This is a genomic window from Bradyrhizobium sp. Mp19 (genome assembly GCF_029952935.1).
Taxonomy (GTDB): Bacteria; Pseudomonadota; Alphaproteobacteria; order Rhizobiales; family Xanthobacteraceae; genus Bradyrhizobium; species Bradyrhizobium elkanii.
The window spans coordinates 97,079-121,871 of record NZ_JASAUT010000024.1 but is presented as its reverse complement, the minus strand read 5'-3'; the positions used below and the strand labels follow the sequence as shown (position 1 = coordinate 121,871).

Annotated in this window: 20 protein-coding genes; 14 read left to right on the top strand and 6 right to left on the bottom strand. The window is 65.5% G+C overall.

Features of this window, described 5'->3' with window-relative positions:
• Positions 1-23 precede the first annotated feature (23 nt).
• The 6 genes from pal to QJT82_RS24955 all read left to right on the top strand — a co-directional run bounded on the left by pal (position 24) and on the right by QJT82_RS24955 (position 6,816).
• The gene (pal, locus tag QJT82_RS24980) at positions 24-506 is read left to right on the top strand and encodes a peptidoglycan-associated lipoprotein Pal (protein ID WP_016846948.1); all 483 of its coding nucleotides are present in this window, start codon (positions 24-26) and stop codon (positions 504-506) included.
• A 250-nt stretch (positions 507-756) separates the two neighbouring features.
• The gene (gene ybgF / locus QJT82_RS24975) at positions 757-1,800 is read left to right on the top strand and encodes a tol-pal system protein YbgF (protein ID WP_028340640.1); all 1,044 of its coding nucleotides are present in this window, start codon (positions 757-759) and stop codon (positions 1,798-1,800) included.
• Between the two features lie 52 nt (positions 1,801-1,852).
• Entirely contained in the window at positions 1,853-2,887 is a 1,035-nt protein-coding gene (gene tilS, locus QJT82_RS24970; protein WP_028340639.1) for a tRNA lysidine(34) synthetase TilS, read from the top strand.
• A gap of 259 nt (positions 2,888-3,146) precedes the next feature.
• Positions 3,147-5,069: an ATP-dependent zinc metalloprotease FtsH gene (ftsH, locus tag QJT82_RS24965; protein WP_018268750.1), complete on the top strand. Its 1,923-nt coding sequence runs from the start codon at positions 3,147-3,149 to the stop codon at positions 5,067-5,069.
• 12 nt (positions 5,070-5,081) lie between these two features.
• Entirely contained in the window at positions 5,082-5,495 is a 414-nt protein-coding gene (locus tag QJT82_RS24960) for a DUF3052 family protein (protein ID WP_028340638.1), read from the top strand.
• 121 nt (positions 5,496-5,616) lie between these two features.
• On the top strand, positions 5,617-6,816 hold the full coding sequence (locus QJT82_RS24955) for an ABC transporter substrate-binding protein (protein WP_028340637.1): 1,200 nt from the start codon (positions 5,617-5,619) through the stop codon (positions 6,814-6,816).
• Between the two features lie 182 nt (positions 6,817-6,998).
• Here the strand turns inward: QJT82_RS24955 and QJT82_RS24950 are convergent, their stop codons facing one another.
• Entirely contained in the window at positions 6,999-8,501 is a 1,503-nt protein-coding gene (locus tag QJT82_RS24950; RefSeq protein ID WP_028340636.1) for a hypothetical protein, read from the bottom strand.
• A 395-nt stretch (positions 8,502-8,896) separates the two neighbouring features.
• Between QJT82_RS24950 and QJT82_RS24945 the strand changes: the two genes are divergently transcribed.
• A complete protein-coding gene (locus QJT82_RS24945) occupies positions 8,897-9,571 on the top strand; it encodes a TetR/AcrR family transcriptional regulator (RefSeq protein WP_026191806.1) in 675 nt (224 codons plus the stop codon).
• A gap of 105 nt (positions 9,572-9,676) precedes the next feature.
• Positions 9,677-10,105, top strand: coding sequence for an OsmC family protein (locus tag QJT82_RS24940; RefSeq protein ID WP_016841620.1), 429 nt, complete (start codon positions 9,677-9,679; stop codon positions 10,103-10,105).
• Between the two features lie 79 nt (positions 10,106-10,184).
• Here the strand turns inward: QJT82_RS24940 and pyk are convergent, their stop codons facing one another.
• Both pyk and QJT82_RS24930 read right to left on the bottom strand, forming a co-directional pair.
• Entirely contained in the window at positions 10,185-11,621 is a 1,437-nt protein-coding gene (gene pyk / locus QJT82_RS24935) for a pyruvate kinase (RefSeq protein WP_028340635.1), read from the bottom strand.
• Positions 11,618-12,226 carry a DUF1036 domain-containing protein gene (locus QJT82_RS24930; RefSeq protein WP_035631531.1) on the bottom strand — a complete coding sequence of 203 codons (609 nt, stop codon included), beginning with the start codon at positions 12,224-12,226 and terminating at the stop codon, positions 11,618-11,620. The genes pyk and QJT82_RS24930 overlap by 4 nt, the downstream gene beginning before the upstream one ends.
• Before the next feature lie 196 nt (positions 12,227-12,422).
• On the opposite strand from QJT82_RS24930, the gene QJT82_RS24925 reads away from it, so the two are divergent.
• The 3 genes from QJT82_RS24925 (at position 12,423) to QJT82_RS24915 (ending at position 15,070) form a co-directional block, all read left to right on the top strand.
• On the top strand, positions 12,423-12,725 hold the full coding sequence (locus QJT82_RS24925) for a DUF1244 domain-containing protein (RefSeq protein ID WP_026191804.1): 303 nt from the start codon (positions 12,423-12,425) through the stop codon (positions 12,723-12,725).
• Positions 12,726-12,899: 174 nt separating this feature from the next.
• The gene (locus tag QJT82_RS24920; RefSeq protein ID WP_024584938.1) at positions 12,900-13,172 is read left to right on the top strand and encodes a DUF2312 domain-containing protein; all 273 of its coding nucleotides are present in this window, start codon (positions 12,900-12,902) and stop codon (positions 13,170-13,172) included.
• 134 nt (positions 13,173-13,306) lie between these two features.
• Positions 13,307-15,070: an adenylate/guanylate cyclase domain-containing protein gene (locus QJT82_RS24915; RefSeq protein WP_028340633.1), complete on the top strand. Its 1,764-nt coding sequence runs from the start codon at positions 13,307-13,309 to the stop codon at positions 15,068-15,070.
• A gap of 36 nt (positions 15,071-15,106) precedes the next feature.
• On the opposite strand, the gene QJT82_RS24910 is transcribed toward QJT82_RS24915, so the two are convergent.
• From QJT82_RS24910 to QJT82_RS24900, 3 genes are all read right to left on the bottom strand, one after another.
• Positions 15,107-16,705: a DUF882 domain-containing protein gene (locus QJT82_RS24910; RefSeq protein ID WP_028340632.1), complete on the bottom strand. Its 1,599-nt coding sequence runs from the start codon at positions 16,703-16,705 to the stop codon at positions 15,107-15,109.
• A gap of 265 nt (positions 16,706-16,970) precedes the next feature.
• Positions 16,971-19,262 carry a L,D-transpeptidase family protein gene (locus tag QJT82_RS24905; RefSeq protein WP_028340631.1) on the bottom strand — a complete coding sequence of 764 codons (2,292 nt, stop codon included), beginning with the start codon at positions 19,260-19,262 and terminating at the stop codon, positions 16,971-16,973.
• A 307-nt stretch (positions 19,263-19,569) separates the two neighbouring features.
• Positions 19,570-21,060 (bottom strand): sigma-54 dependent transcriptional regulator, encoded by a 1,491-nt coding sequence (locus tag QJT82_RS24900; protein ID WP_281446659.1) that lies wholly within the window; start codon positions 21,058-21,060, stop codon positions 19,570-19,572.
• Between the two features lie 142 nt (positions 21,061-21,202).
• Between QJT82_RS24900 and QJT82_RS24895 the strand changes: the two genes are divergently transcribed.
• The 3 genes from QJT82_RS24895 to QJT82_RS24885 all read left to right on the top strand — a co-directional run bounded on the left by QJT82_RS24895 (position 21,203) and on the right by QJT82_RS24885 (position 24,782).
• Entirely contained in the window at positions 21,203-23,119 is a 1,917-nt protein-coding gene (locus tag QJT82_RS24895; RefSeq protein ID WP_028340629.1) for a M3 family oligoendopeptidase, read from the top strand.
• A gap of 239 nt (positions 23,120-23,358) precedes the next feature.
• Complete coding sequence (locus tag QJT82_RS24890; RefSeq protein WP_016841611.1) at positions 23,359-23,511, top strand: aa3-type cytochrome c oxidase subunit IV; 153 nt, start codon at positions 23,359-23,361, stop codon at positions 23,509-23,511.
• Positions 23,512-23,657: 146 nt separating this feature from the next.
• Positions 23,658-24,782, top strand: coding sequence for a Re/Si-specific NAD(P)(+) transhydrogenase subunit alpha (locus QJT82_RS24885; RefSeq protein ID WP_028340628.1), 1,125 nt, complete (start codon positions 23,658-23,660; stop codon positions 24,780-24,782).
• Positions 24,783-24,793 lie beyond the last annotated feature (11 nt).

Here is a 24,793-nt window from a genome sequence, read left to right as displayed (position 1 = left end):
GCGCGAGCGTGGAGGCTCCGGGAATGAATTATCTCCAGGGTATGAAGCTGGTTGCGGTTCTGGCGGTGGCGCTGTCGATGGGTGCCTGCGCCAACAAGAACCCGTTGGACGCCAATGGCGCAATTGGGGGCGCCGCGACCCCGGGCAGCCAGCAGGATTTCGTGGTCAATGTCGGCGACCGCGTGTTCTTTGAGAGCGATCAGACCGATCTGAGCCCGCAGGCGACGGCGACCCTCGACAAGCAGGCGCAGTGGCTGCAGACCTATAACCGTTACTCCTTCACCATCGAAGGTCATGCCGACGAGCGCGGCACCCGCGAATACAACATCGCGCTCGGTGCCCGCCGTGCCCAGTCGGTCCGCGCCTATCTCGCCTCGCGCGGCATCGATCCGAGCCGCATGCGCACCATTTCCTACGGCAAGGAGCGTCCGGTCGCGGTCTGTAACGACATCTCCTGCTGGTCGCAGAATCGTCGCGCCGTCACTGTGCTGAACGCCAGCTCCTGACGCGATCCGAGATAACTGCTTTCAAGCCGGCGCCTTCGGGCGCCGGTTTTGTTTTGGCCACGTGAAAGCCCGGCCTGACGTCATCAAGATGAACGAAGCTGCGCGCAATTGGCCGCTTGCTTGTTCCAGCGTCCGTACTAAACCGGTATCCCGCGACGCTGACCCGGATTTGAAGTGCCAGTCACAATTCCGGCGTACTCCGTCTTTCAATGTCGCTCGCTTTTCACGTCGATCTCGTCGTCAGGGCAAAATGTCATCCAGGATTCATTTTCTTTCTTCCGCCGCGGCGATCGCGGCGCTGTTCGCCGTTTCCGCGCCAGTGTTTGCCCAATCCGACGATTCCGATGCCGAAATGCGGATCGAGCGGCTCGAAAACCAGCTGCGGCAGCTGACCGGCCAGAACGAGGAGCTGCAATACCGCAACCGTCAGCTCGAGGAACGCTTGCGCCAGCTCGGCGGCCAGCCGCCAGGCCCTGGTGGACAGGCCCCAGCGGCGCAGCCCGGCGTCGCGGCGGTGCCGCCGGCGCAGCAACCGCAGGCCTACCCGCAAGCGCAGCCGGGCTACGCCCAGCCCCAGCAAGGCTACGGCCAGCCGCAGCAAGGATATGGCAGGCAGCCGCAGGGCGGCTATGACCAGCAGCAACAGATCGCGGCGCCCGCGCCGGTCGTGCAGGAGCCCGCGCCGGCTTCCGGCCGCCGCGGTCGCGGCGATGCGTTCGATCCGAGCCAGAACCCGAACGCCCCTGGCGCCCCGCGCGTGCTCGGTGGCGGCGGCCAGATGCCGGTGCAGAGCAATGCGGCGGTCGGTGCTCCCGGCGGCCGCGGGGCGGGCGAGCCGCTCGATCTCGGCAACACAAGCCCGCAGCGTGCCCCCGGCGCGAGCGCGGCCCTGACCACATTGCCCCCGTCGGCCACGCCGAAGGACGAGTTCGACCTCGGCATCGGCTACATGCAGCGCAAGGACTATGCGCTCGCCGAAGAGACGATGAAGAACTTTGCGGTGAAATATCCGAGCGATCCCCTGGTGGCGGACTCGCAATACTGGCTCGGCGAAAGCTATTTCCAGCGCCAGCAATATCGCGACGCTGCGGAGACCTTCCTCGGCGTGACCACCAAGTTCGACAAATCCGCGAAGGCGCCCGACGCGCTGCTGCGGCTCGGCCAGTCGCTGGCGGCGCTGAAGGAAAAGGAAGCCGCCTGCGCCGCGTTCGGCGAGATCTCGCGGAAGTACCCGCGTGCGTCCGGCGGGGTGAAGGCTGCGGTTGACCGCGAGCAGAAGCGCGTGAAGTGCTAAACCAGATGCGGGAAGGCCGCTTCCGGCCTCTCCGCCAGCAGCTGGTTTTGCGATGCCCGACGATCAATCCGCTATCCCGGCAAGGGACGCCAAGCGCCTGTTCGCGGGCCTCGCGGGTGCGCCGGCGATCCTGCTCGCGGTGTCCGGCGGTCCCGATTCAGTCGCGCTGATGTGGCTGGCCGCACGCTGGCGCCGTGCGCTCGCGCAAGGACCGCGGCTGGTGGCGATCACCGTCGATCACGGCCTGCGTCCTGAAGCGGCTCGCGAGGCGCGCGACGTCAAGCGGCTGGCGCGAAGTCTTGACCTGCCGCATCACACGTTGCGCTGGACCGGACCAAAGCCTGGAACCGGCGTGCCGGCGGCCGCGCGCGCGGCCCGCTATCGCCTGCTCGCGCAGGCCGCACGCAAGCATGGCGCCACGCATATCTTGACCGCGCACACCCGTGACGATCAGGCCGAGACGCTGTTGATGCGGATGCTGCGCGGCAGCGGCGTTGCGGGCCTCTCGGCAATGGCGCGCGAGACTGAGCGCGACGGCATCTTGCTGACACGGCCGTTGCTCGACATCTCCAAGGCGCAGCTGATCGCGACGCTGAAGAAGGCGCGCATCGGCTTTGCCGACGATCCGACCAACCGCGATCGATCCTACACGCGTCCACGGTTGCGCGCGCTGATGCCGATGCTCGCGGAGGAGGGTGGCGATGCGCGGAACCTGGCGCGGCTTGCCGCAAGGATCGCGCGCGCCAACGCCGCCCTGGAACTGCTGGTCGACGGCGCCGAGCACTATCTTGCGTTGAAAAGCGAGGATAATCCTCGTACCGGCTTCGACGCTGCGCTGTTCGCGGTGATGCCCGAGGAAATCCGCGTCCGTCTGCTCAAGCGCGCCATCGACCGCGTCGGACATGAGGGGCCGGCCGAGCTCGGCAAGGTCGAAACCCTGCTCGCCGCGATGGACGAGGCCTTGGATGGGCCTTTGGGACAACGCGAATCCAAGCTGAAACAGACCCTTGCCGGAGCGGTCATCAGCGTCGCCGCCGGCCGTATCAGGATCGGGCCGGCGCCACCCCGCCGGGCGCGCTCCCGCTGAGCCGGGTTCGATTGTTTCAATCGCTGTCATAATCCGGCAAGGAGGCTTAACCACCCCGGAAAAACACCGGATTCAACGCCATTTTTTGACCGGGAATCGCGCTAGGATGCGGTAAATAGTCGTGCGTGGTTCCCTTGGCATCGACCCCAGCGGCACCTAGATTGTAAGGCATCGACGGGATGGATTCCCTGGGGATTCCCACAGAGCCTGCCCAAGGATTAGAGAGAGGCCGCGATCCGCGCGACCACGAAGGAAGACCATGAACGCCAATCTGCGGAATTTCGCCCTCTGGGTCATCATTGTCCTGCTGTTGCTGGCGTTGTTCACGCTTTTCCAGAATCCTGGCCAGCGTTCGTCGTCCTCGGACATCTCGTTCTCGCAGCTTCTCACTGAAGTCGATCAGGGCCATGTCCGTGACGTCGTGATCCAGGGGCCTGAGATTCACGGCACGTTCAACAACGGCACGAGCTTCCAGACCTACGCGCCGAGCGATCCGTCGCTGGTGAAGCGTCTCTACGACGCCAAGGTGCAGATCACCGCGAAGGCGCCCGGCGACAACGTGCCGTGGTTCGTTTCGCTGCTCGTCTCCTGGTTGCCGTTCATCGCGCTGATCGGCGTGTGGATCTTCCTGTCGCGGCAGATGCAAGGCGGCGCCGGCAAGGCGATGGGCTTTGGCAAGTCGCGCGCCAAGATGCTGACCGAGGCGCACGGCCGCGTCACCTTCGAGGACGTCGCGGGTGTCGACGAGGCCAAGCAGGATCTGCAGGAGATCGTCGAATTCCTCCGCGACCCCGGCAAATTCCAGCGGCTCGGCGGACGGATTCCGCGCGGCGTGCTGCTGGTCGGCCCTCCCGGCACCGGCAAGACGCTGATCGCGCGCGCGGTCGCGGGCGAAGCCAACGTGCCGTTCTTCACCATCTCCGGTTCTGACTTCGTCGAGATGTTCGTCGGCGTCGGCGCGAGCCGCGTCCGCGACATGTTCGAGCAGGCCAAGAAGAATGCGCCCTGCATCATCTTCATCGACGAAATCGACGCGGTCGGCCGTCATCGTGGCGCCGGCCTCGGCGGCGGCAATGACGAGCGCGAGCAGACGCTGAACCAGTTGCTGGTCGAGATGGATGGCTTCGAGGCCAATGAGGGCGTGATCCTGATCGCGGCGACCAACCGTCCCGACGTGCTCGATCCCGCGCTGCTGCGTCCCGGCCGCTTCGACCGCCAGGTCGTGGTGCCGAACCCGGACGTCGTCGGCCGCGAGCAGATCCTCAAGGTTCACGTCCGCAAGGTGCCGCTGGCGCCGGATATCAACCTCAAGACCATCGCGCGCGGCACCCCGGGCTTCTCGGGCGCCGACCTGATGAACCTCGTCAACGAGGCTGCGCTGACCGCCGCCCGCCGCAACAAGCGGATGGTGACGCAGGCCGAGTTCGAAGAGGCCAAGGACAAGGTGATGATGGGCGCCGAGCGCAAGTCGCTCGTGATGACCGAGGAAGAGAAGTTGCTGACGGCCTATCACGAGGGCGGCCATGCCATCGTCGGCCTCAACGTCGTCGCGACCGATCCGATCCACAAGGCGACCATCATTCCGCGCGGCCGTGCGCTGGGCATGGTGATGCAGCTGCCCGAGCGCGACAAGCTCTCGATGTCGCTCGAGCAGATGACCTCGCGCCTTGCCATCATGATGGGTGGCCGCGTCGCCGAAGAGCTGATCTTCGGCCGCGAGAAGGTGACCTCGGGCGCGGCCTCCGACATCGAGCAGGCCACCCGCCTTGCCCGCATGATGGTGACGCGCTGGGGCCTCTCGGAAGAGCTCGGCACCGTCTCCTATGGCGAGAACCAGGACGAGGTGTTCCTCGGCATGTCGGTCTCGCGCACGCAGAACGCGTCCGAGGCGACCGTGCAGAAGATCGACTCCGAGATCAGGCGTCTGGTCGAGGAAGGCTACAACGAGGCGACCAAGATCCTCACCGAGAAGCGCGAGGACCTCGAGGCGCTCGCCAAGGGCCTGCTTGAGTTCGAGACGCTGACCGGCGACGAGATCATCGACCTGTTGAAGGGCAAGAAGCCCAATCGCGAGTCGGTGCTGGAGCCGTCGACGCCGCGCGCATCCGCCGTGCCGCCGGCCGGCAAGCCGCGCCCGCGTCCCGATCCGGACACCGGCATGGAGCCGCAGCCGCAGGCGTAAGCCTCGCCCGCCATGGCCGGCACGTCCGGCAAACCAGTTGTGCAAAAGCTCGGCCTCAAGCCGGGCTTTTGTATTTTTGTCGACGGGCTGTCCGTTCCCTACGGCGACGTTGTCGGCGAACTGCCCTCCGATGTGCTAGTGGCGAAGACCGCACGCGCACCGCTCGATGCCGTGCACCTGTTCGCCGCCAAGGGCCAAGGGCTTGCGGCCAAGCTGCGGCGTTACCGTCAGGCGATCGCGCCCGACGGCATGATCTGGGTGTCGTGGCCGAAGAAGAGTTCGGGCGTCGTGACCGACCTTACGGAGAGACAGGTCCGCGAAACCGGGCTCGCGAGCGGCCTGGTCGACGTCAAGGTCTGTGCGGTCGATGATGTCTGGTCGGGACTGAAATTCGTGATCCCGGTCAGGGACCGCGGCAAGCGCTGAGATCGCGCCTTTCGAATATCCTTGGCCCCCGCTGCGGCGCCGTGGCATCCTCGCGCCAAGCCGTCAAACGGCACGGCCGCGTTGTCTGAGGGCGCGGCAAGAAAAAGGGGAGGGGAGGCCGATGCGCAAGGCATTCGGCGCGCTTGGCGCCATTTCGTTCCTGCTGCTGCCCACGTCTTCCATCGCCGCCGAGATGCGCGGCGTCACATCAACCGAAATCAGGATCGGCCAGACCATGCCCTATAGCGGGCCGGTGTCGGCGTTCGGCGCACTCGGCAAGGGCGAAGCCGGCTATTTCAGGATGCTGAACGAGCGCGGCGGCATCAATGGCCGCAAGATCAACTTCATCTCGCTGGACGATTCCTACGCACCGCCGAAGACGGTGGAGCAGACGCGCCGGCTCGTCGAGAGCGACGAGGTCGCGCTGATCTTCTCCTCGATCGGCACCGCGCACAACACCGCGATCGCAAAGTACCTGCAGGGCAAGAACATCCCGCAGCTGTTTCTGGCCTCCGGCGCCTCGAAATTCGGCGACATCGCGCAATTCCCGCAGGCGACGATGGGCGTGCAGGCGCCGTTCCGCTACGAGGCACGGCTGTATGCGCGCTACGCGCTGGCGAAGAATCCGAATGCAACGTTCGCCGTCATCTCGCAGAACGACGATTACGGCCGCGACTATCTCGCCGGCCTCAAGGACGTGCTCGGCGAGAAGTATGATACCGTCGTCACCGTTGCGACCTATGAGATCACGGATCCGACGATCGACTCCCAGATCGTCAAGCTGAAGGCCACCAATGCCGACGTCTTCGTGATCGCGGCGACGCCGAAATTCGCGGCGCAGTCGATCCGCAAGGCCTTTGAGATCGGCTGGCGGCCGATGACCTTCCTGTCCAACACCGCGGTGTGGATCTCGACCGTGATGCAGCCTGCCGGCGTCGAGGCCGGCACCGGCATCATCTCCACGGCCTATGTGAAGGACCCGGACGATCCGGCCTGGAAGGACGATCCCGGCATGAAGGGCTGGCGCGAGTTCATGACCAGATACGTGCCGGAAGGCGACCAGCACGACACCAACTACGTCAACGCCTACAACAGCGCGATGGCGCTGGAGGCGGTGCTGAATGCCTGCGGCGACGATCTCTCGACCGAAAACATCCTGCGTCAGGCATTCGCGATCAAGGGCCTGGAATTGCCGATGCTGCTGCCGGGCATCAAGGTCAACACCTCACCGGCCGATCACGTGCCGGTCGATCAGATGCAGCTGATGCGTTTCAACGGCAAGACCTGGGATCGCTTCGGCGAGCTCCAGACAGGGAATTGATTATCGCCATTCTAAGCCCGTCATCCTGAGGAGCCGCGAAGCGGCGTCTCGAAGGATGAATCGGCCACAATGCGGCCGTGCATCCTTCGAGGCTCGCCCAGCGGCGCAATTGCGCCGCAAGGCTCGCACCTCAGGATGACGGGACAAGCAGCGCGCGACGCTTGAGGAAGCAATAGCGTACGCTACTTCGCCTCCTCGGCCGCCGCCGCCGCGCCGGCCTTGGTCTCGTCCGAGCGCACATGGATCACGGCGATGTCGTCCTTGTACAGCCGCTTCCAGCCCTTCAGATGATCCAGTGCGTTGCCGGCCGACGAGTCCGAGCTCAGCAGCGTGGCATCGATCCGGTACTTGTCGAGCAGGCCCAGCAGCTGGCCGACGTCGCGGGCATCGAGCGCATCGTAATAGTCGAGCACGAATTGCTCGCCATAGAGCTCGGCGCGGCCGTCTATGAACACTTTCATGTCTCGGCTCACCATGTAGCCGCCGAACGGCGCGGTGCTGAACACGCGCTGCGCCTTGTGCTGCTGCAGCACATCGACCGCGGCAACGGGCGAGAACATCGGCAGGAACTTGAACTGATGCTGCGCGACGAACATCGCCGTCGTCACCCACGCGCCGATCACCATCGCGATCACAGCCAGGATCGTGACGAGCGGGAATGAGCGCGTTTCTCCGAAGCGGGCGGCGGTGGCGCCTGTCGTTCCCCATTGCTCGGCGATCGGCTTGGCGAGCACCAGCGGAGCGATGAACGCGAACACCTCGATGTTGCGGACATGGCTCAGCGCCATCCAGATCAGCCCGAGCAGCAGCAGGATCCGCGGCACCGACAGCGTCAGCCTGCGATAGCAGATCAGGCCGATCAGACCGAGCAGCGTGGCTTCGAAGAAGCTGGGCTTGCTGAAATCCGCCGGCTTCCATTCCCCGATCAGCGTCAGCAATTTGCCGAGGCTGAGGATCTTGGTCGCGCCGAGCAGGCTATTCCAGCCATAGGGCGTCAGGCAACTCGCGGCCAGCGCGGCGAGCCCGAACAGGCCCCATCGCACGACAAGCTGACGGCGGCGGCCGGGCTCCGCGTTCCACACCGCCTCCAGTCCGATCGGTCCGATCAGCGCCAGGCCGAGAACGAAGCCGCCATGCAGATTGGCCCACAGCGTCATCAGCGGCAGCAGCCACCACGACGGTGAGGTGCGGCGATCCGCGGCCACGAGCAGGCCGCCGATGAACGCCAGCAGCACCGGCAGCGCCAGCACATGCGGCCGCGCCAGAAAGTGGATCGTCGACAACAGCAGCGCCAGCGCCGCGATCAGGAGCGCGCGCGCCGGATCGAAATACGGGCTCAACAGATGCAGGAAGATCGCGACCGTCGCGCCGATCGCCATCGACGACAGGATCACCGGTCCGGCCCAATCGCCGCCGTAGACGAGCGCGTACACCACCTGCGACAGCCACGAGCTCGAGATCCAGGGCTCGCCGAAACGGGTGAACGAGAACACGTCCGATGTCGGCATCGCGCCGTGTTCGAGAATCCACTGTCCGACCCTGATCTGCCACATCGTGTCGGAATCGCGCAGCAGGATTTCGCCGGCCGAGAGATAAAACAGATAGGCGCCCACGGCGGCGCACAGCGGCACCAGTCCTCGCGCCGCGCTACGGCTGCTCACGCTGCTGGTGATGGAGAGTGACATGCGCTTTCTTGCTTGTTTCGGCCGGGGGCATCCAGAGCCAACGCCACGCGTGACGCCAGCGCGCACTCGACCACGGCTTCCGATAAATTCGGGTAAATGCCGCAGCGATATCGCGCGCATGCGCAAGATCGGATGTCTCGATTTCGAGCGATCGCCTTAGCCGGCGATTTACCATCGTGGCCCTGATCCGGTTCGGGAGGCGCCGGAGCGCCGCCGGTTCAATCAGAGGTGGTACCAGAGGTTGCAAAAAATCCTTGCAATTCCAGCTTGTCATTCAGTCTGAATAGTTGTTCACTTCTTCAGACGATTGCGGGATCAATCGTTCAAAACGTTGAAGACTCGTGTGTTCTGCCGGTGGGCGCCGGCCGGGGCGCACGGCGGGGGGACGGAACGCCATGGTTTACCGGCGAACTCATCAGGTCGTGAAACGGCTGGCCGCGCGGCGCAGCGCCATCCTGTCGGCTGCGCGGGACGCGGCGGCGGCGGGCGGCATGGCGGCGGTCCAGATCGCACCCGTCGCGGTGCGGGCCAATGTCGCGGCCGGAACGGTCTACCGCTATTTCCCGTCGAAGGCCGAGCTGATCTCGGAACTGATCACGGAAGTCTCGCGCGACGAGCTCACCGCGATCCGGCGCGCCGCCGATGCCGCGCCAGGGCCGTCATCGGCGCTCGCCGCTGCGGTGACGACGATCGCCGTCCACGTGCTCTCGCAACGCAAGCTTGCCTGGGGCATTTTGGCCGAGCCGGTCGACGTCGACGTCACCGCCTCGCGCCTCGCCAGCCGCCGCGATATTTCCGGCGAGCTTGCCATGCGCATCGATGCCGCGGTGCGCGCCGGCCACCTGCCGGCACAGGACACGGCGCTGGCCGCCACCGCCTTGCTCGGCGCGCTGCACGAGGCGCTGGTCGGCCCGCTGGCGCCGGCCAATCTCGACGATCCGATCAAGCTGCGTGACGCGGTGCAGACCGTGACGCTGCTTGCGCTGCGCGCGGTCGGCGTGATGGACGCACGCGCGCGCGGCCTCGTGGTGCAGGCGACGACCCCGGCGAAGGCGCTGGTCGGCGCCTGAGGCCAGGGTGAGGCCAGGGTGAGGCCAGGGCGCGCGAAGAACACTTCTGTCGCAATGGCGTTGTAGTTTTGCGGGCTGGGTTCAACCAACCTCACGGAGCAACGCATGACGACGACCCATGGCTCGGCCAAATGGCAGGGCGGCATCAAGGACGGCAAGGGCGCGATCTCGACCAAGAGCGGCGCGCTCTCGGATTACCCCTACGGCTTCGCCAGCCGCTTCGAGGGCAAGCCGGGTTCGAACCCGGAGGAGCTGATCGGCGCGGCGCATGCCGCCTGCTTCACGATGGCGCTGTCGCTGATCCTCGGCGAAGCCAAGCTCACGGCGGAGCATATGGAGACCAAGGCCGATGTGACCCTCGAGAAGGTCGCCGACGGCTTCGCCATCACCGCGGTGCATTTGACGCTGTCGGCGAAGATCCCGGGCGCCGACAACGCGACGTTCCAGGAACTGGCCGGCAAGGCGAAGGCCGGGTGTCCGGTGTCGAAGCTGCTCAACACCAAGATCACGCTCGACGCGTCGTTGCAGGGTTGATCGCCGCGCGGCGGGTTAGCGCGTTTTCGAGCGAAGCGGGCACCGGTTCGCGTGAAGAAAACGCGTCAAAACAGGAATCTTAGAGCTGCGCGTCGCCCCTCGGACCGACCGAGGCGATACGCAGCATGTTGGTGGTGCCGGGCGCGCGCAGCGGCACGCCGGCAACGATGATGACGCGCTGGCCGGCCTTGGCAAAGCCGTCGCGGAACGCAATCGAGCCGGCGCGGTCGACCATGTCGTCGAGATCGTGCGCGTCCTCGGCGACCACGCAATGCACCCCCCACACCACCGACAGCTTGCGGCCGGTGACGAGGTTCGGCGTGATCGCGACCACCGGCACCTTGGGCCGCTCGCGCGCCACCCGGATCGCGGTCGAGCCTGATGACGTCCAGCAAATGATCGCCGACAGGTCGAGCGTCTCGGCGATCTGCCGCGCGGCGTCGGCAATGGCGTCACCCACCGTCGCTTCGGGATCGACGCGCTGCGCGTTGATCACGTTGCGATAGGTCGGGTCGCGCTCCACTTCCTCGCCGATGCGGTTCATGGTCGAGACCGCCTCCACCGGGAATTTGCCGGCGGCGGATTCCGCCGACAGCATGATGGCGTCGGCGCCTTCGTAGACGGCGGTGGCGACGTCGGAGACTTCGGCGCGCGTCGGCACCGGCGCCTGGATCATCGATTCCAGCATCTGGGTTGCGACCACCACCGGCCTGCCGGCGCGGCGCGCCATCCGGATCATCTGCTTCTGCAGGCTCGGCACCCGTTCCAGCGGCAGTTCGACGCCGAGATCGCCGCGCGCCACCATCAGCGCGTCCGACGCTTCGATGATGTCGGCAAGGCGGTCGATCGCCTGCGGCTTCTCGATCTTGGCCATCACGGCGGCGCGGCCGCGGATCATCTTCTTGGCCTCGATCACGTCCTCGGCACGCTGCACGAAGGACAGCGCGACCCAGTCGATCCCCTCCGGCAGCGCGGCTTCCAGGTCGGCGCGGTCCTTTGCGGTCATCGCCGACACCGGCAGATCGGTATCGGGCAGGCTGACGCCCTTGCGGTCCGACATCTTGCCGCCGATCACGACGCGCGTGACTGCGCGCTCGGGCGAGGTTTCCTCGGCGATCAGCCGCACCTTGCCGTCGTCGAGCAACAGAGCATGGCCCGGGCGGAGCGCGGCGAGGATCTCCGGATGCGGAAGCTGGACGCGGCTGTTGTCGCCCGGCGTCTTGTCGGAATCCAGAATGAAGCTCTGGCCGTTCTTGAGCTGGGTCGAGCCTTCCGCGAACGAGCCGAGCCGCAGCTTCGGCCCTTGCAGGTCGACCAGGATGCCGATCGGCCGGCCGTAGCTCGATTCGACATTGCGGATGGTCTTGACCAGCTCCCGCATCTTGTCATGCGGGGTATGGCTCATGTTGATGCGGAAGACGTCGGCGCCCGCCTCGAACAGCTTGCGGATCATCGCGCTGTCTGAGGAGGCCGGGCCGAGTGTTGCGAGGATCTTGATTCGACGCAGTCGTCTCATTGTTTGTTTCCGGGTGGTGCGGCTGGCGGCAGACCAGACGCGCCCGGAGGCGCTGCGCCCGGCGGCGGGTTGGGCAGGCCCGGCATCGCCCCGGGACTTCCTGGACCCACGCCGCCCGGCATTCCCGGTACTTTCTGCGGCTGTTGTTCGTTGGCTTCGGTCAGCTGGACGGTCCATGCACGCTGCTCGCCGGTGTCGACCTCGAAGAAGCCGGTGCGGTCAAACCCGCGCGCCAGGCAATTTTCGGTGCCCTTGATGGTGAATTCCTTGTCGCGCGAGCACATGAAGGCCTGGCCGGACCATTCGCCGCCGCGATCATAGTCGAGAGCGTAGATGTAGTAGTAGCGCGCCACAAGGTTGCCGCGCAGCAAGGTCTCGCAGGTGCGCGACGACACGTTCCACCAGCCCTCGGTGGTCCAGCCCTCGGCGTCCTTGTAGCCGAGCGCGATGCCGACGCGGCTCGAGGTGTTGTTGCAGAGCCGGAAATCGGCGGCCGCCGGACTCGTCCACAGGCAGGCCGCGACAAGCGCCAGCACCGGCAGGAGGCCGACCAGGATCAGGCGGATATTGCGGGGAGCTGAGGCGAGGGAATCTGTTGGGCTCATGCAGCGAAGCTATATCAAATCATGGACGATTTCGCGTGCCCGGCTGGCACTGTCAACGGGCGGGCGCCCGTCTGCGACGCTGCCGGACCGTGGCCGGGGTGGCCGGACGGGTCCGTTCTGCGCGCCGATATGGCAAAATCTGTGACAATTCCCACCTGATATCAATATGGTGAGCGCGACACACGGGATCACGATCATGAGCATTGACGACAAAACCAGAACGGAACTCGAGGCCGCAGTCTTCCGGCGTCTCGTCAGTCACCTGCGCAACCGCACCGATGTGCAAAACATCGATCTGATGAACCTCGCCGGCTTCTGCCGCAACTGCCTGTCCAACTGGATGAAGGAAGAGGCCGACGCCAAGGGCCTTGCGGTGAGCAAGGACGAGAGCCGTGAGGCGGTCTACGGCATGCCGTATGAGGAATGGAAGGCGAAGCATCAGGGCAGCGCGACGCCGGAGCAGCTCGCGGCGATGAAGAAGGCCCAAAGCGGGCATTGAACCTCAGCCTCTGTGACGTCAGTTCCGCGGCCGTCCGCATCTCCTGTGGGCGCGCTGTGGATGAGCGCGATGTTTCCTTGACGGAACGCGCGCCAAAATCGAGGGTCGCCCGCAGCAAGCGGTGCGCAAGGCGCGTATTCGCGTAACATTTCAATACCTGTTCAGGAGTGCGCGATGGCCACCACGTCTGCCGCCGTCAAGGAAGAGCCCGCAACGCGATTTGCCAAGGACCAACTCAAGTCCATCATCGAGCGCATCGAGCGGCTGGAAGAAGAGAAAAAGACGATCTCGGACGACATTCGCGACGTCTATGCCGAAAGCAAGGGCAACGGCTACGACGTCAAGGCGCTGCGCGCCATTATCCGTCTGCGCAAGCAGGATCCGAACGAGCGCATGGAGCAGGAGACCATCCTGGAGACCTACATGCAGGCGCTCGGGATGCTGTGAGCCGGCCGGCGTTTCGGCCGGTAGGCGGCGCCAGGCGGCCTTTCGGGGCGCCTGTTCGGGACGTGCGTTCAAGGCTTGGGTGAAATCCAGGGATTTGCTACACTGCCGGCGAGGTAACCGGGCAGATCGTTCAGATGGACGTGCCAGGACCAGAGCGTCGGCTCGCTGCGGTCCTCGCCGCCGACATGGTCGGCTATAGCCGCCTGATGGAGGCTGACGAGACGGGCACCCTTGCGCGCCTCAAAACCCATCGCATCGAGCTGATCGATCCGGCCATCGCCAAGAATCGCGGCCGCATCATCAAGACCACCGGCGACGGCCTGCTGGTCGAATTCCACAGCGTCGTCGATGCGGTGCTGTGCGCGGCCGAGGTCCAGAACCGGATGGCGAAGCGCAACGCCGACGTCACGCCGGCGCGCTGGATGCAGTTTCGCATCGGCATCAATCTTGGCGATGTGATCGTTGACGGCGCCGATATCTTCGGCGACGGCGTCAACGTCGCGTCCCGCCTGGAGACGCTGGCCGAGCCCGGCGGCATCTGCATTTCCGGCGCGGTCCGCGATCAGGTCGGCGATCGCCTGGAAGATCTGAGCTTCGAGGATCTCGGCGACCAGACCGTCAAGAACATCGCGCGCCCGATCCGGGTTTTCCGCGTCCATCTCGAATCCGGTGCCAGGCCCGTTTCGGAGCACCCGAGTGCGGTGGCCGCCCCGGTCGTCGCCAAGAAGCCCTCCATCGCCGTGCTGCCGCTCGTCAACATGAGCGGCGATCCCGAGCAGGAATTCTTCGCCGACGGGCTCACCGAGGACATCATCACCGAGCTGTCGCGCTTCCACGACCTGCTGGTGATCTCGCGCAACTCGACCTTCGTGTACAAGGGCAAGGCCGTGAAGGTGCAGGATGTCGGGAAGGAATTCGCCGTCGACTACGTGCTGGAAGGCAGCGTGCGGAAGGCGGGCGGCCGGATCCGCGTCACGGTGCAGCTGATCGACGCCGTGGCCGACCGGCACGTCTGGGCCGAACGCTACGACCGCGAGCTTGCCGACATCTTCGCCATCCAGGACGAGATGACGCGCGCGATCGTAGCGACCCTGCCTGGGCGCCTCGAGGCTGCCGCGCATGACCGCGTCAAGCGCAAGCCGACCGACAATATGGCGGCCTATGAGTGCGTGCTCGCCGCCAAGGTGCTGCATCATCGCTCGGCACGGGACGACAACGCGGAGGCGCAGCGCCTGCTCGAGCGGGCCATCGTGCTCGACCCGAACTATGCCCATGCCCACGCCTGGCGGGCCTGCGTGCTCGGCCAGACCTGGGTCTACAACTGGTGCACCGACCGCGACGCGACCATGGCGCAGGTCGCTGCCGAGCTCGAGATCGCGCTCAAGCTCGACGACAATGACAGCGACGTGCACCGGATCCTCGCCGCGCTGAACCTCAACCGCGACGACCACGACAAGGCGGCCTTCCACCAGGAGCGCGCGCTCGCGCTGAACCCGAATTACGACCTCGTCGTCGTGCAACAGGGCGAGCTCCTGACGTGGCTCGGGCGGCCCGAGGAAGGCATCGACTGGATCAAGCGGGCGATGCGCCTCAATCCGTTCCATCCGGAGCGCTTCTGGAGCCATCTCGGCCGGGCCTGCTATTGCGCCGAGAAATACGCTGACGCCGCCGAGGCGTTCTCGCGGATCACGCGCCCCGACCATACCCATCACGCCTTCCTCGCGGCGACCTTCGCGCAGATGGGCAACACGGTGGCGGCCTCCGCCCACGCCGCCGAGGTGCTGAAGCGCGAGCCGACCTTCTCGGTTGCCGCGCACCTGACAACCCAGCGCTACAAGTGCGAGCCCGATCGGGCGCGCTACGAGGCCGGCCTGCTCAAGGCAGGGCTGCCGGCCTGAACCGGCGCAAAGCTATCTTGTCGGTAGAAGCGCGGCTCAGCGCAGCGAGGCGGTGCGGAGCACGAAGGACTGGGTCGTCAGCAGGGCGGTCGCCGAGCCCGAGAAGCGGTCGCAGGTCATGCCCATCATCGGATCTTCCGAGAAGGTCATGACGACGGCGGCCTGCGGCTTCACGAAATGAGCCCGCATCATCGTCATGTCGGTGTCGCCAAGCACCGTGGTCAGCATGGCATTGCTGGCGCTCGGCGCCAGCATCACCACGCGCATCCAGATATCGTTACCCTTGGCAGCCGAGATCCGCGCGGAGGTCGTGATCACGCCCTGGCTCGGTGCGCCCTTGGCAACGACGGTGTTGATTTCGGTGCTAGGAGCCGCGGCATTGCGCGTCGGGCGTACGTTGCGCGGGATCGGCGCGGTCGCTGCGACGATGTTGGCGCGATCGACCGGTGACGCCGCCGCCGGCGCATAGGCCAGCGCCTTGTTGAAGTTTTCGGTTGTCGTGCTGGCAGTGGTCTGCGGATCGGTACCGCCGACCGCCTCGCGGGCCTTCAGCGCGGCAATCTGCGCCGCCGACGCCTGCTTCGGCGCCTCACCCTCGTCGCCCCAGAAGCCGCGGGCGTTGATGATGTCGGCAGGCGATTGCGGCGCGGTGTTCTCGGCCACCTGCACCATTTGCACCGCGGGCTTCGCCTTCGGCATCGGGACGAGCTGGGCGTCGGCGGCGGCGAGCTGGATGGCGGCGGCGAACTGCGGCTTGGCGCGCGGCAGCGGAATCGGATCGGCGGATTTGGCGGGCGCGGCGGCGGCCACCACGGTGTTGGCGGCGGGCTTGTCGTTCACGCTGGCCGCGCCTTCGTCTTCATCGTCACTCGACTTGCCGCCACCGAACAGCTTCGCGAACAGGCTCGGCTTGCCGATGGTCGCGGCATCGTCACCATTGCCGCGGCGCTCGATGTCGGCCTTGGCAAGCTCATAGCCCTTGAGCGGCGTGCCGTCGGTCGGGACATGGACGGTGCGGCCGTCGGGGAACACCCTGACCAGCTGCTCGCGGGTCATGCGCGGCCAGTGGCGAATGCTGCCGGTGTCGAGATGGACGAACGGCGAGCCCGAGGTCGGATAGAAACCGACGCCGCCGCGCTGCAGGCGGAGGCCCGCGTAGCGGATCTGCTCCAGCGGCACGCCCGGGATGAAGAAGTCCATCGCATGCCCCAGCATGTGCTGGCTGTGGCGCGCGACGCCCGAGGAGCGGCGGCGGAGCATGGCGTTGGTGGCAGGGGCGCGATAGGCGGAGATGATCTGGATCGGCTGCTTGCCGCCGACGTCGTTATAGACGTCCCACAGGATGTCGAAGAGGTGACGGTCCATCACCGTTTCATCCTGGGAGCGCCAGTCGCGCAGGAAGTGGTTGAGCTGCTTCAGCGCGCCTTCGTCGTAGCGGCCCTCGCGCTTGAAGGTGACGGTGAGGTCTTCGCCGGAATGGGTGTGGTGGAAGGAGAGGGTGCGGGTCTGGTTCAGCGCGGTGGCATCGTGCACCGATCCCGCGCCCGCCAACAGCAATAGCGCAGTCAGGCCGACTTGGTATCCGGCCTTAGGCAACGACAGCGGATTGCAGCGGCGTGCGAAGACAGCCAGCACTATGAGCCCACCCAGTCGACGAGCGTTCGGTCGGCATCTTTCGCAGACCCCCTGCGGAAGACGGTGAACGCTTTCTTAAAGCGGGAGGGTTAACCGAGGTTTACCGACCCGCCCCCAAGTTAGGCTTAACTAACTGGGCGACTGTGGCAAAAGATAGCCCTGCTCCCCAGCCGAGACCCGAAATGGTTAACGTAAACGATCTCGCCCTTTGAGCGAGATCGTTGATTTTGCTTCAAAATTTATCCCAATCGGGCGGAAATGCAGGTTAGCGGGTGATCACCCGGCGCTGCTGCTGGGCTTGCCCGCGACGGATCGGCTGCGGCTCCGGCTGTCCGAATCCCCCGAACAGGCGCTCGAAGAAGTTTGGTCCGGAGGAGCCAAAGCCGTTGTCGCCGGCGACATTGACGCCGGCGGGCAGGCTGCTGCTCGGCGGACGCGAGTAGCTCGGCTGGGCGTGCGCCACCACCGTCTCGAGATCCTTGCCGCGGCTGTTCCTGAGCAGCGACAGCATGCTGGCATCGCGGCCGTAAACGTCCCTGCGGAACTGCAGCTTGCCGGCGTCGTCCACGAACGCGGTCTGGTAGGTGATGTTCACCGGAATCGGCGTCGGGAATTTCAGGTCGACCTCGCTCGAGCCGTACATGCTGCGGATCCGCTCCGGCGTGTAGTGCTGGTTCGGCTCGGTGATGTTGAGCAGGACGGCGGCGTACTGATCGGGATTCTGCACGCGCATGCAGCCGTGGCTGAAAGCACGCTCGTCCTTCGCGAACAGGTACTTGTCCGGCGTGTCGTGCTGATAGACAAGGAACTTGTTCGGGAAGTTAAAGCGGATGCGGCCGAGCGCGTTGGCTTCACCCGGCGGCTGCGAGATGTGGATCGAGCCGTCGCGGTTGCGCTCGAGCCTGAGGCCCATGCGCTGCAGCACCGTCGGATCCTGCTGCAGGGCCGGCAGATACTCGTTGTAGATGATCGACGGCGGCACGTTCCAGGTCGGATTGACCGTGATGTACTTCATCGTCTCGGTCAAAAGCGGCGTGGCATGCTGGCCGGGCTTGCCGGTGACGACTCGGGTGGTCCAGACCGGCGCGCCGTTCTGCATCACCTTCAGCGTGTAGTCCGGGATGTTGAGGATCACATAGGCGTTGCCGACACTGGCGGCGCCGAGCTGGCGCGGCAGCCAGCGCCAGCGCTCCATGTTGACGATCACGGTGTCGATCTGCCGATCGCGCTTCGGATTGTTCAGCGCCTTCACCGTGCGCTCGTCGAGAACGCCGGTCGGCTTGAGGTCGACGCTGCTCTGGAATTTCTCCACGGCCCGCGCGACCGTCGCGTCATACTTGGTGCTGTCGGCATCCTCGGTGATGCCGAGCTTGTTGCGCAGATCCGGCACGCGCGGATCGTCCATCTCGACCGCGGCCTGCTTCTTGCGCGCCGGCAAATATTTCAGCGCCGGCCCGTCCGCGATCGTGATGACCGGACCGTCGCCCTGGCCACGCAGCTCGGCGAGCTTCTTCTTCAGCTCCTTGTAGAGCTTCTGCTGCGGGTTGTAGCCGTCGAGCGCGGCGGAGGCGTCCTTGGCGGAGGTCACATTGGCGAACACTTCCGCCGGATCGATCGGGTGCTCCGGATAGAGAATGTCCCCCGACACCTGCGACCAGTGCATGCGGCCGCTCTGGGCCTGGCGGGCATAGTCCAGCATGCTGGCCGCGAGCTTCAGCTCGGCGTCGGCCAGCGCGTCCGGCGAGGTCGCCGCGGCGAAATCCGGCGCCGGATAGTCTGATGCATCGAGGCCGTCGGCGGCCGCGTCCTTCAGGCGTGCGATCACACCCTTGCCGGCATCGGTCAGCTTGCCGGCCTTGGTGAACACCGGCGCGTATTCGCGAGCCGAATAGAACTTCTCGGCCGCCGCGCGCTCGTTCTTGCGGTCGAAGGTACGCAGCGACTTGCTGGCGAGCAGTTCGCGCAGCTTGTCGGCAACCGGCTGATCCTCGGCGGCAACGTTGCTCGCTGCCTTCGCAGGCTCCGTAGCCGGAGCAGCGGCGGTCGTGGGAGCAGGCGCTGTGGCCGGCGCCGCGGCCGTTGCAGGCGCGGGGCTTGCGGCAGGCGCGGTGGCAGTTGCAGGGGCGGGGGCCGCCGGCGCGACCGCGGTATCGGTCTTCGGCGCGTCGGCGGGCTGCGTCGCCGGCGCGGTTACGACATCGGCAGGCTTCGGTTCGACGGCCTTTGCCGTGGTGCTCGGCTGTGCCGGCTTGGCGTCGACGGGCTTTGTCTCAGCGGGCTTGGCCTCGGTGGCTTGCACATCGGCGGGCTTCACGTCGGCCGGCTTGGCTGCATCGGGCAGCGCTGCGGTGGTGTCTGCCTTGAAATCGCTTGCGGTGGGGGGCGGCACGTTGGCCGGTTCGGGGCGCGGGATCGCCGCGTCGATCGCGAGTTCCGAAGCGCTGGAGTGCGGCGTGTCCTGCGCGAGGGCCGAGGTCGCGGACACCGTGAGGAAGGTTGCCGCGACGGCCATCAATACGCGGTCAAATCCTCGACGGTTGTTCGAACAGTCACGCATCGTCACACCCCCTGGGTGAAACTGCCCCTCGTCAAACCGGAACAGTTCAATTCAGAATTTGGTTTCATAGCTTGCGCGAAGCGCCGGCCTCTCGATCGACTCGCACGCCTGCACACAACGAACGCAGACGATACATTTGCCCCTCTCATGCAGCCAGCGCCATGCGGGGCAACTCACGACAAACTGACCTCGAAGCAGCTGATTTCGCTCCGGGCCGTGCGTTTTTGCCACGCGGCACAGCCTTTGTCTGTCACCGCCACGACACGGTTCAAAAGGTTCCCTGGTGTGGCCCTGTCGGCCTCGAGGGCTAAGTGGCGTCGCTTGCGCGCGCGCCGGCCGCAGCTTCGTCGAGCTTGCGGTAGAGCGTCGAACGGCCGATCTTGAGGCGGCGCGCGACCTCCGACATCTGTCCGCGGTAATGCGAAATCGCGAAGCGGATGATCTCGTTCTCGAGATCTTCTAAGGGGCGCACCTCGCCCGCGGCATTGAGCATCGCAAGGCCGCCTACGGGGGGCAGGGAAACAGCGACCGGTATTTCATTACCGGAAATCATGGCGGGAGCCGTGGAGGGCGACACCACCAGCGGCTCACCCTGCAGCGATTTGCCCTCCGGCACCGGATGCGCCGTTCCTTGCGGGAAATCGGCGAGGCCGAGCTGGTCGCCGTCGCTCATCACCACGGCGCGATACACCGTGTTCTCGAGCTGGCGGATGTTGCCCGGCCAGTCGAGCTGCGCGAGGTGCGCCATCGCCTCGCCGCTGATGCCGGTGATGTTGCGGTTTTCCTCGGCGCAGAACCGCGCCAGGAAATGCCGCAGCAGATGCGGGATGTCTTCGCGCCGCTGTCGCAGCGCCGGAATGGTCAGCGGCAGCACGTGCAGGCGATAGAACAGGTCCTCGCGGAACTGGCCGCCTTTCACGAGATCGAGCAGCTTGCGATTGGTGGCCGAGATGATGCGAACATCGACCTTGACCGGCTTGCGGCCGCCGACCGCCTCGACGGTGCCTTCCTGCAGCGCGCGCAGCAGTTTCACCTGCGTGGCCAGCGGCAATTCACCGACCTCGTCGAGGAACAGCGTGCCGCCATGCGCTTCGACGAACTTGCCCTGATGGCGCTCGGTTGCGCCGGTGAAGGCGCCCTTCTCGTGGCCGAACAGGATCGATTCGACGAGATTGTCCGGGATCGCGCCGCAATTCACCGCAACGAACGGCCTGGCCTTGCGCTCGCCGCTGCCGTGAATGGCGCGCGCGAACAGTTCCTTGCCGACGCCGGATTCGCCCTCGATCAGCACCGGGATCGTCGAGGACGCGGCCTTTTGCGCGGTGCGCAGCACCCCGGCCATCGCCTCGCTGCGGGTGATGATGTCGGAGAAGGTCAGCCGGCCCTCGCGGCTGTGGCGGATCCGCTGCAATTCGCCCTTCAGCGCCGAGGCGTTGAGGGCGTTGCGCAGGGAAACCTGCAGCCGCTCGAAGCCGACCGGCTTGACGACGAAATCCTGGGCACCGGCGCGCATCGCCGACACGACATTGTCGATACCGCCATGCGCGGTCTGCACGATGACCGGGACGGTCAAACCAGCTTCACGAATTTTTGCGAGGACTCCAAGACCGTCGAGGCCCGGCATCACGAGGTCGAGCACGACGGCGTCAATCGCCTGCGTCTCGGAAGCGGTCAGGGCCGCGATCGCCGCGTCGCCACTGTCCACGACGAGGGGCTCATAGCCGCACTTCTGCACCATGTTTTCAACCAAACGGCGCTGTACTGCGTCGTCATCGGCGATCAAAATGGTGGCAGCCATGGTTTTCCCCGCACGCTACGTTTATTTGTCTCGAATCGGGGCAATGTCGCCGATGCCGATTAACGTACTCTTAAATGTTGCAAACCCGCATTCATTCCGCCGCCGCCGACATCTTTCCGACTGAACTAAGGTTACGAACAAGATGACCTCGCGCTCCAGAACTGCATCCAACAAGTCTGCCCTCAGCAAGGCCGCTCCCCGCAAGGAAGCCGCGTTGCGCAAGACGGCCGCGCAACGCAAATCGTCCGCAGGCGGCCCGGCGGCGAAAAAGGCAGCCAGCAAGACCGGCAAGCTTCCGGAATGGAATCTGGCAGATCTCTACTCCGGTATCGATGCGCCTGAGGTCGCACGCGACTTGCAGAAAATGGACGCAGATTGCGTCGCGTTTGAGACCGACTACAAGGGCAAGCTTGCCGAAAATACCGCCAAGGAGGGCGGCGGAAAGTGGCTGGCCGAGGCGATCAGGCGCTATGAGGCGATCGACGATCTGGCCGGCCGTCTCGGCTCTTACGCCGGCCTCGTCCATGCCGGCGACAGCGTCGATCCCGCGATCTCGAAATTCTACGGCGACGTCTCCGAGCGGCTGACCGCCGCGTCGGTGCATCTGTTGTTCTTCTCGCTCGAGCTCAATCGCGTCGACGATGATGTGATTGAGCGCGCGATGGCCGAACCCGAACTCGGCCATTACCGGCCGTGGATCGAGGATCTGCGCAAGGACAAGCCGTACCAGCTCGAGGATCGCGTCGAGCAGCTGTTCCACGAAAAGGCGCAAAGCGGCTACGCGGCCTGGAACCGGCTGTTCGACCAGACCATCTCCGGCCTGCGTTTCAAGGTCGGCGGCAAGGAGCTCGCGATCGAGCCCACGCTGAACCTGCTGCAGGACAAGGCGGGGGACAAGCGCAAGGCTGCCGCGCAGGCGCTCGCCAAGACCTTCAAGGACAATGAGCGCAGCTTCGCGCTGATCACCAACACGCTCGCCAAGGACAAGGAAATCTCCGACCGCTGGCGCGGCTTCCAGGATGTCGCGGATTCCCGCCATCTCAACAACCGCGTCGAGCGCGAGGTGGTCGATGCGCTGGTCGCATCGGTGCGCGCGGCCTATCCGAAGCTGTCGCACCGCTATTACGCGCTGAAGGCCGGCTGGTTCAAAAAGAAGAAGCTGCCGCACTGGGACCGTAACGCCCCGCTGCCGTTCGCGGCGACCGGCACGATCGCCTGGCCCGAGGCGCGCAACATGGTGCTGTCGGCCTATAGCGGCTTCTCGCCCAAGATGGCCGCGATCGCGGAGCGCTTCTTCGACGATCGCTGGATCGATGCGCCGGTCCGTCCCGGCAAGGCGCCCGGTGCGTTCTCGCATCCGACCACGCCGTCGGCGCATCCCTATGTGCTGATGAACTATCAGGGCAAGCCGCGCGACGTGATGACGCTGGCGCATGAGCTCGGTCATGGCGTCCATCAGGTGCTGGCGGCAAAGAACGGCGCGCTGATGGCGCCGACGCCGCTGACGCTGGCGGAAACCGCAAGCGTGTTCGGCGAGATGCTGACCTTCAAGCGGCTATTGTCCCAGACCAGGAACGCCAAGCAGCGCCAGGCACTGCTCGCGGGCAAGGTCGAGGACATGATCAATACCGTGGTGCGGCAGATCGCGTTCTATTCATTCGAGCGCGCGGTCCATACCGAGCGCAAGAACGGCGAACTCACCGCCGAGCGGATCGGGCAGATCTGGCTCAGCGTGCAGGGCGAGAGCCTGGGGCCGGCGATCGAGATCAAGCCGGGCTACGAGACGTTCTGGATGTACATTCCGCACTTCATCCACTCGCCGTTCTACGTCTATGCCTATGCGTTCGGCGATTGCCTCGTGAACTCGCTCTATGCGGTCTACGAGCACGCGTCCGAAGGGTTTGCCGAGCGCTATCTCGACATGCTCGCCGCCGGCGGCACCAAGCACTACTCCGAGCTGCTGCGGCCGTTCGGGCTCGACGCCAAGGACCCCAAATTCTGGGACGGCGGCCTGTCCGTCATCGCCGGCATGATCGACGAGCTGGAAACGATGGGCTGAGGCCCATCCGCCATGCTGGCCCTGGGCTGAAGCCGGCGTTTTTTGCGCCGGACGGCATGATCTTTCCTTGGCGTCCGCGCTGGGGAGATCAATCCGGCCCGGACGCGGCCGTTGGCGGGCCGCCCGGATCGGGGACGATTTGCGCTTCAAATCGCCCGATCGGGACCGCGCCGTTGCCCTGCCTACCCGTTTGCGGTAATGGCTCGCGGAGGAACGCGAATTTCTGACTGGGGACAGCGATGGCAGACCATAGCGAAGTGGCCTACACGACCGCCGACGGCAACGATTACGTGGCGCATGAGCAGACCTATGAAGGGTTTATCATGCTGGTCAAATGGGGCACCATCAGCGTCGCCATTATTCTCGCCCTGATGGCCTATTTCCTGGTCTGATCCTTAAGATCGGCTAGCGGCGCCGCCGTCCCGCGGCGGTGCCGGAATTCCTGTCGAACCCGGATGTGTAAAAACCGGGTATCCAAATCTGGCGAAAATAACGCTAGTTTGAAGACGCGTGCGCCGCTCGCGCCGCCGGAGGGCCCATGAAGATTGCCGTTGCCAAGGAAATTGATCCGTCCGAGCCGCGGGTTGCGGCCTCGCCCGATACCGTGAAGAAGTTCAAGGCACTCGGCGCTGAGGTCGCGGTCGAGCCGGGCGCGGGCATCAAGTCGGGCCTTCCCGATTCGGAGTTCACCGCCGTTGGCGCCACCGTCAGCGCGGACGCGCTCAAGGACGCCGACATCATCATCAAGGTGAAGCGGCCGGAAGCCTCCGAACTCTCCAAATACAAGCGCGGCGCGCTGGTCATCGCGATCATGGATCCCTATGGCAACGAAGCCGCGCTGAAGACGATGGCCGATGCCGGCGTGTCCGCCTTCGCGATGGAATTGATGCCGCGCATCACCCGCGCGCAGGTGATGGACGTCTTGTCCTCGCAGGCCAATCTGGCCGGCTACCGCGCGGTGATCGAGGGCGCCGAGGCCTTTGGCCGCGCCTTCCCGATGATGATGACCGCCGCCGGCACCGTTCCGGCCGCGAAGGTGTTCGTGATGGGCGTCGGCGTCGCCGGCCTGCAGGCGATCGCGACCGCGCGGCGGCTCGGGGCCGTCGTCACCGCGACCGACGTGCGCCCGGCCACCAAGGAACAGGTCGAATCGCTCGGCGCGAAATTCCTCGCCGTCGAGGACGAGGAATTCAAGAACGCGCAGACCGCCGGCGGCTACGCCAAGGAAATGTCCAAGGAGTACCAGGCCAAGCAGGCCGCGCTGACCGCCGAGCACATCAAGAAGCAGGACATCGTGATCACGACCGCGCTGATCCCGGGCCGTCCGGCACCGAAGCTCGTCACCGGCGAGATGGTGAAATCGATGAAGCCCGGCTCGGTGCTGGTCGATCTCGCGGTCGAGCGCGGCGGCAATGTCGAGGGCGCGAGGCCCGGCGAAGTGGTCGAGACCGACGGCATCAAGATCGTCGGCTACACCAATGTCGCCGGCCGCGTCGCGGCGTCGGCCTCGGGGCTCTACGCGCGCAATTTGTTCTCGTTCATCGAGACGATGATCGACAAGGCCAACAAGGCGCTCGCGGTCAATTGGGACGACGAGCTGGTGAAGGCCACCGCGCTGACCAAGGACGGCGCCGTCATCCATCCCAACTTCCAGCCGAAGTAAGGAGAGAAGCC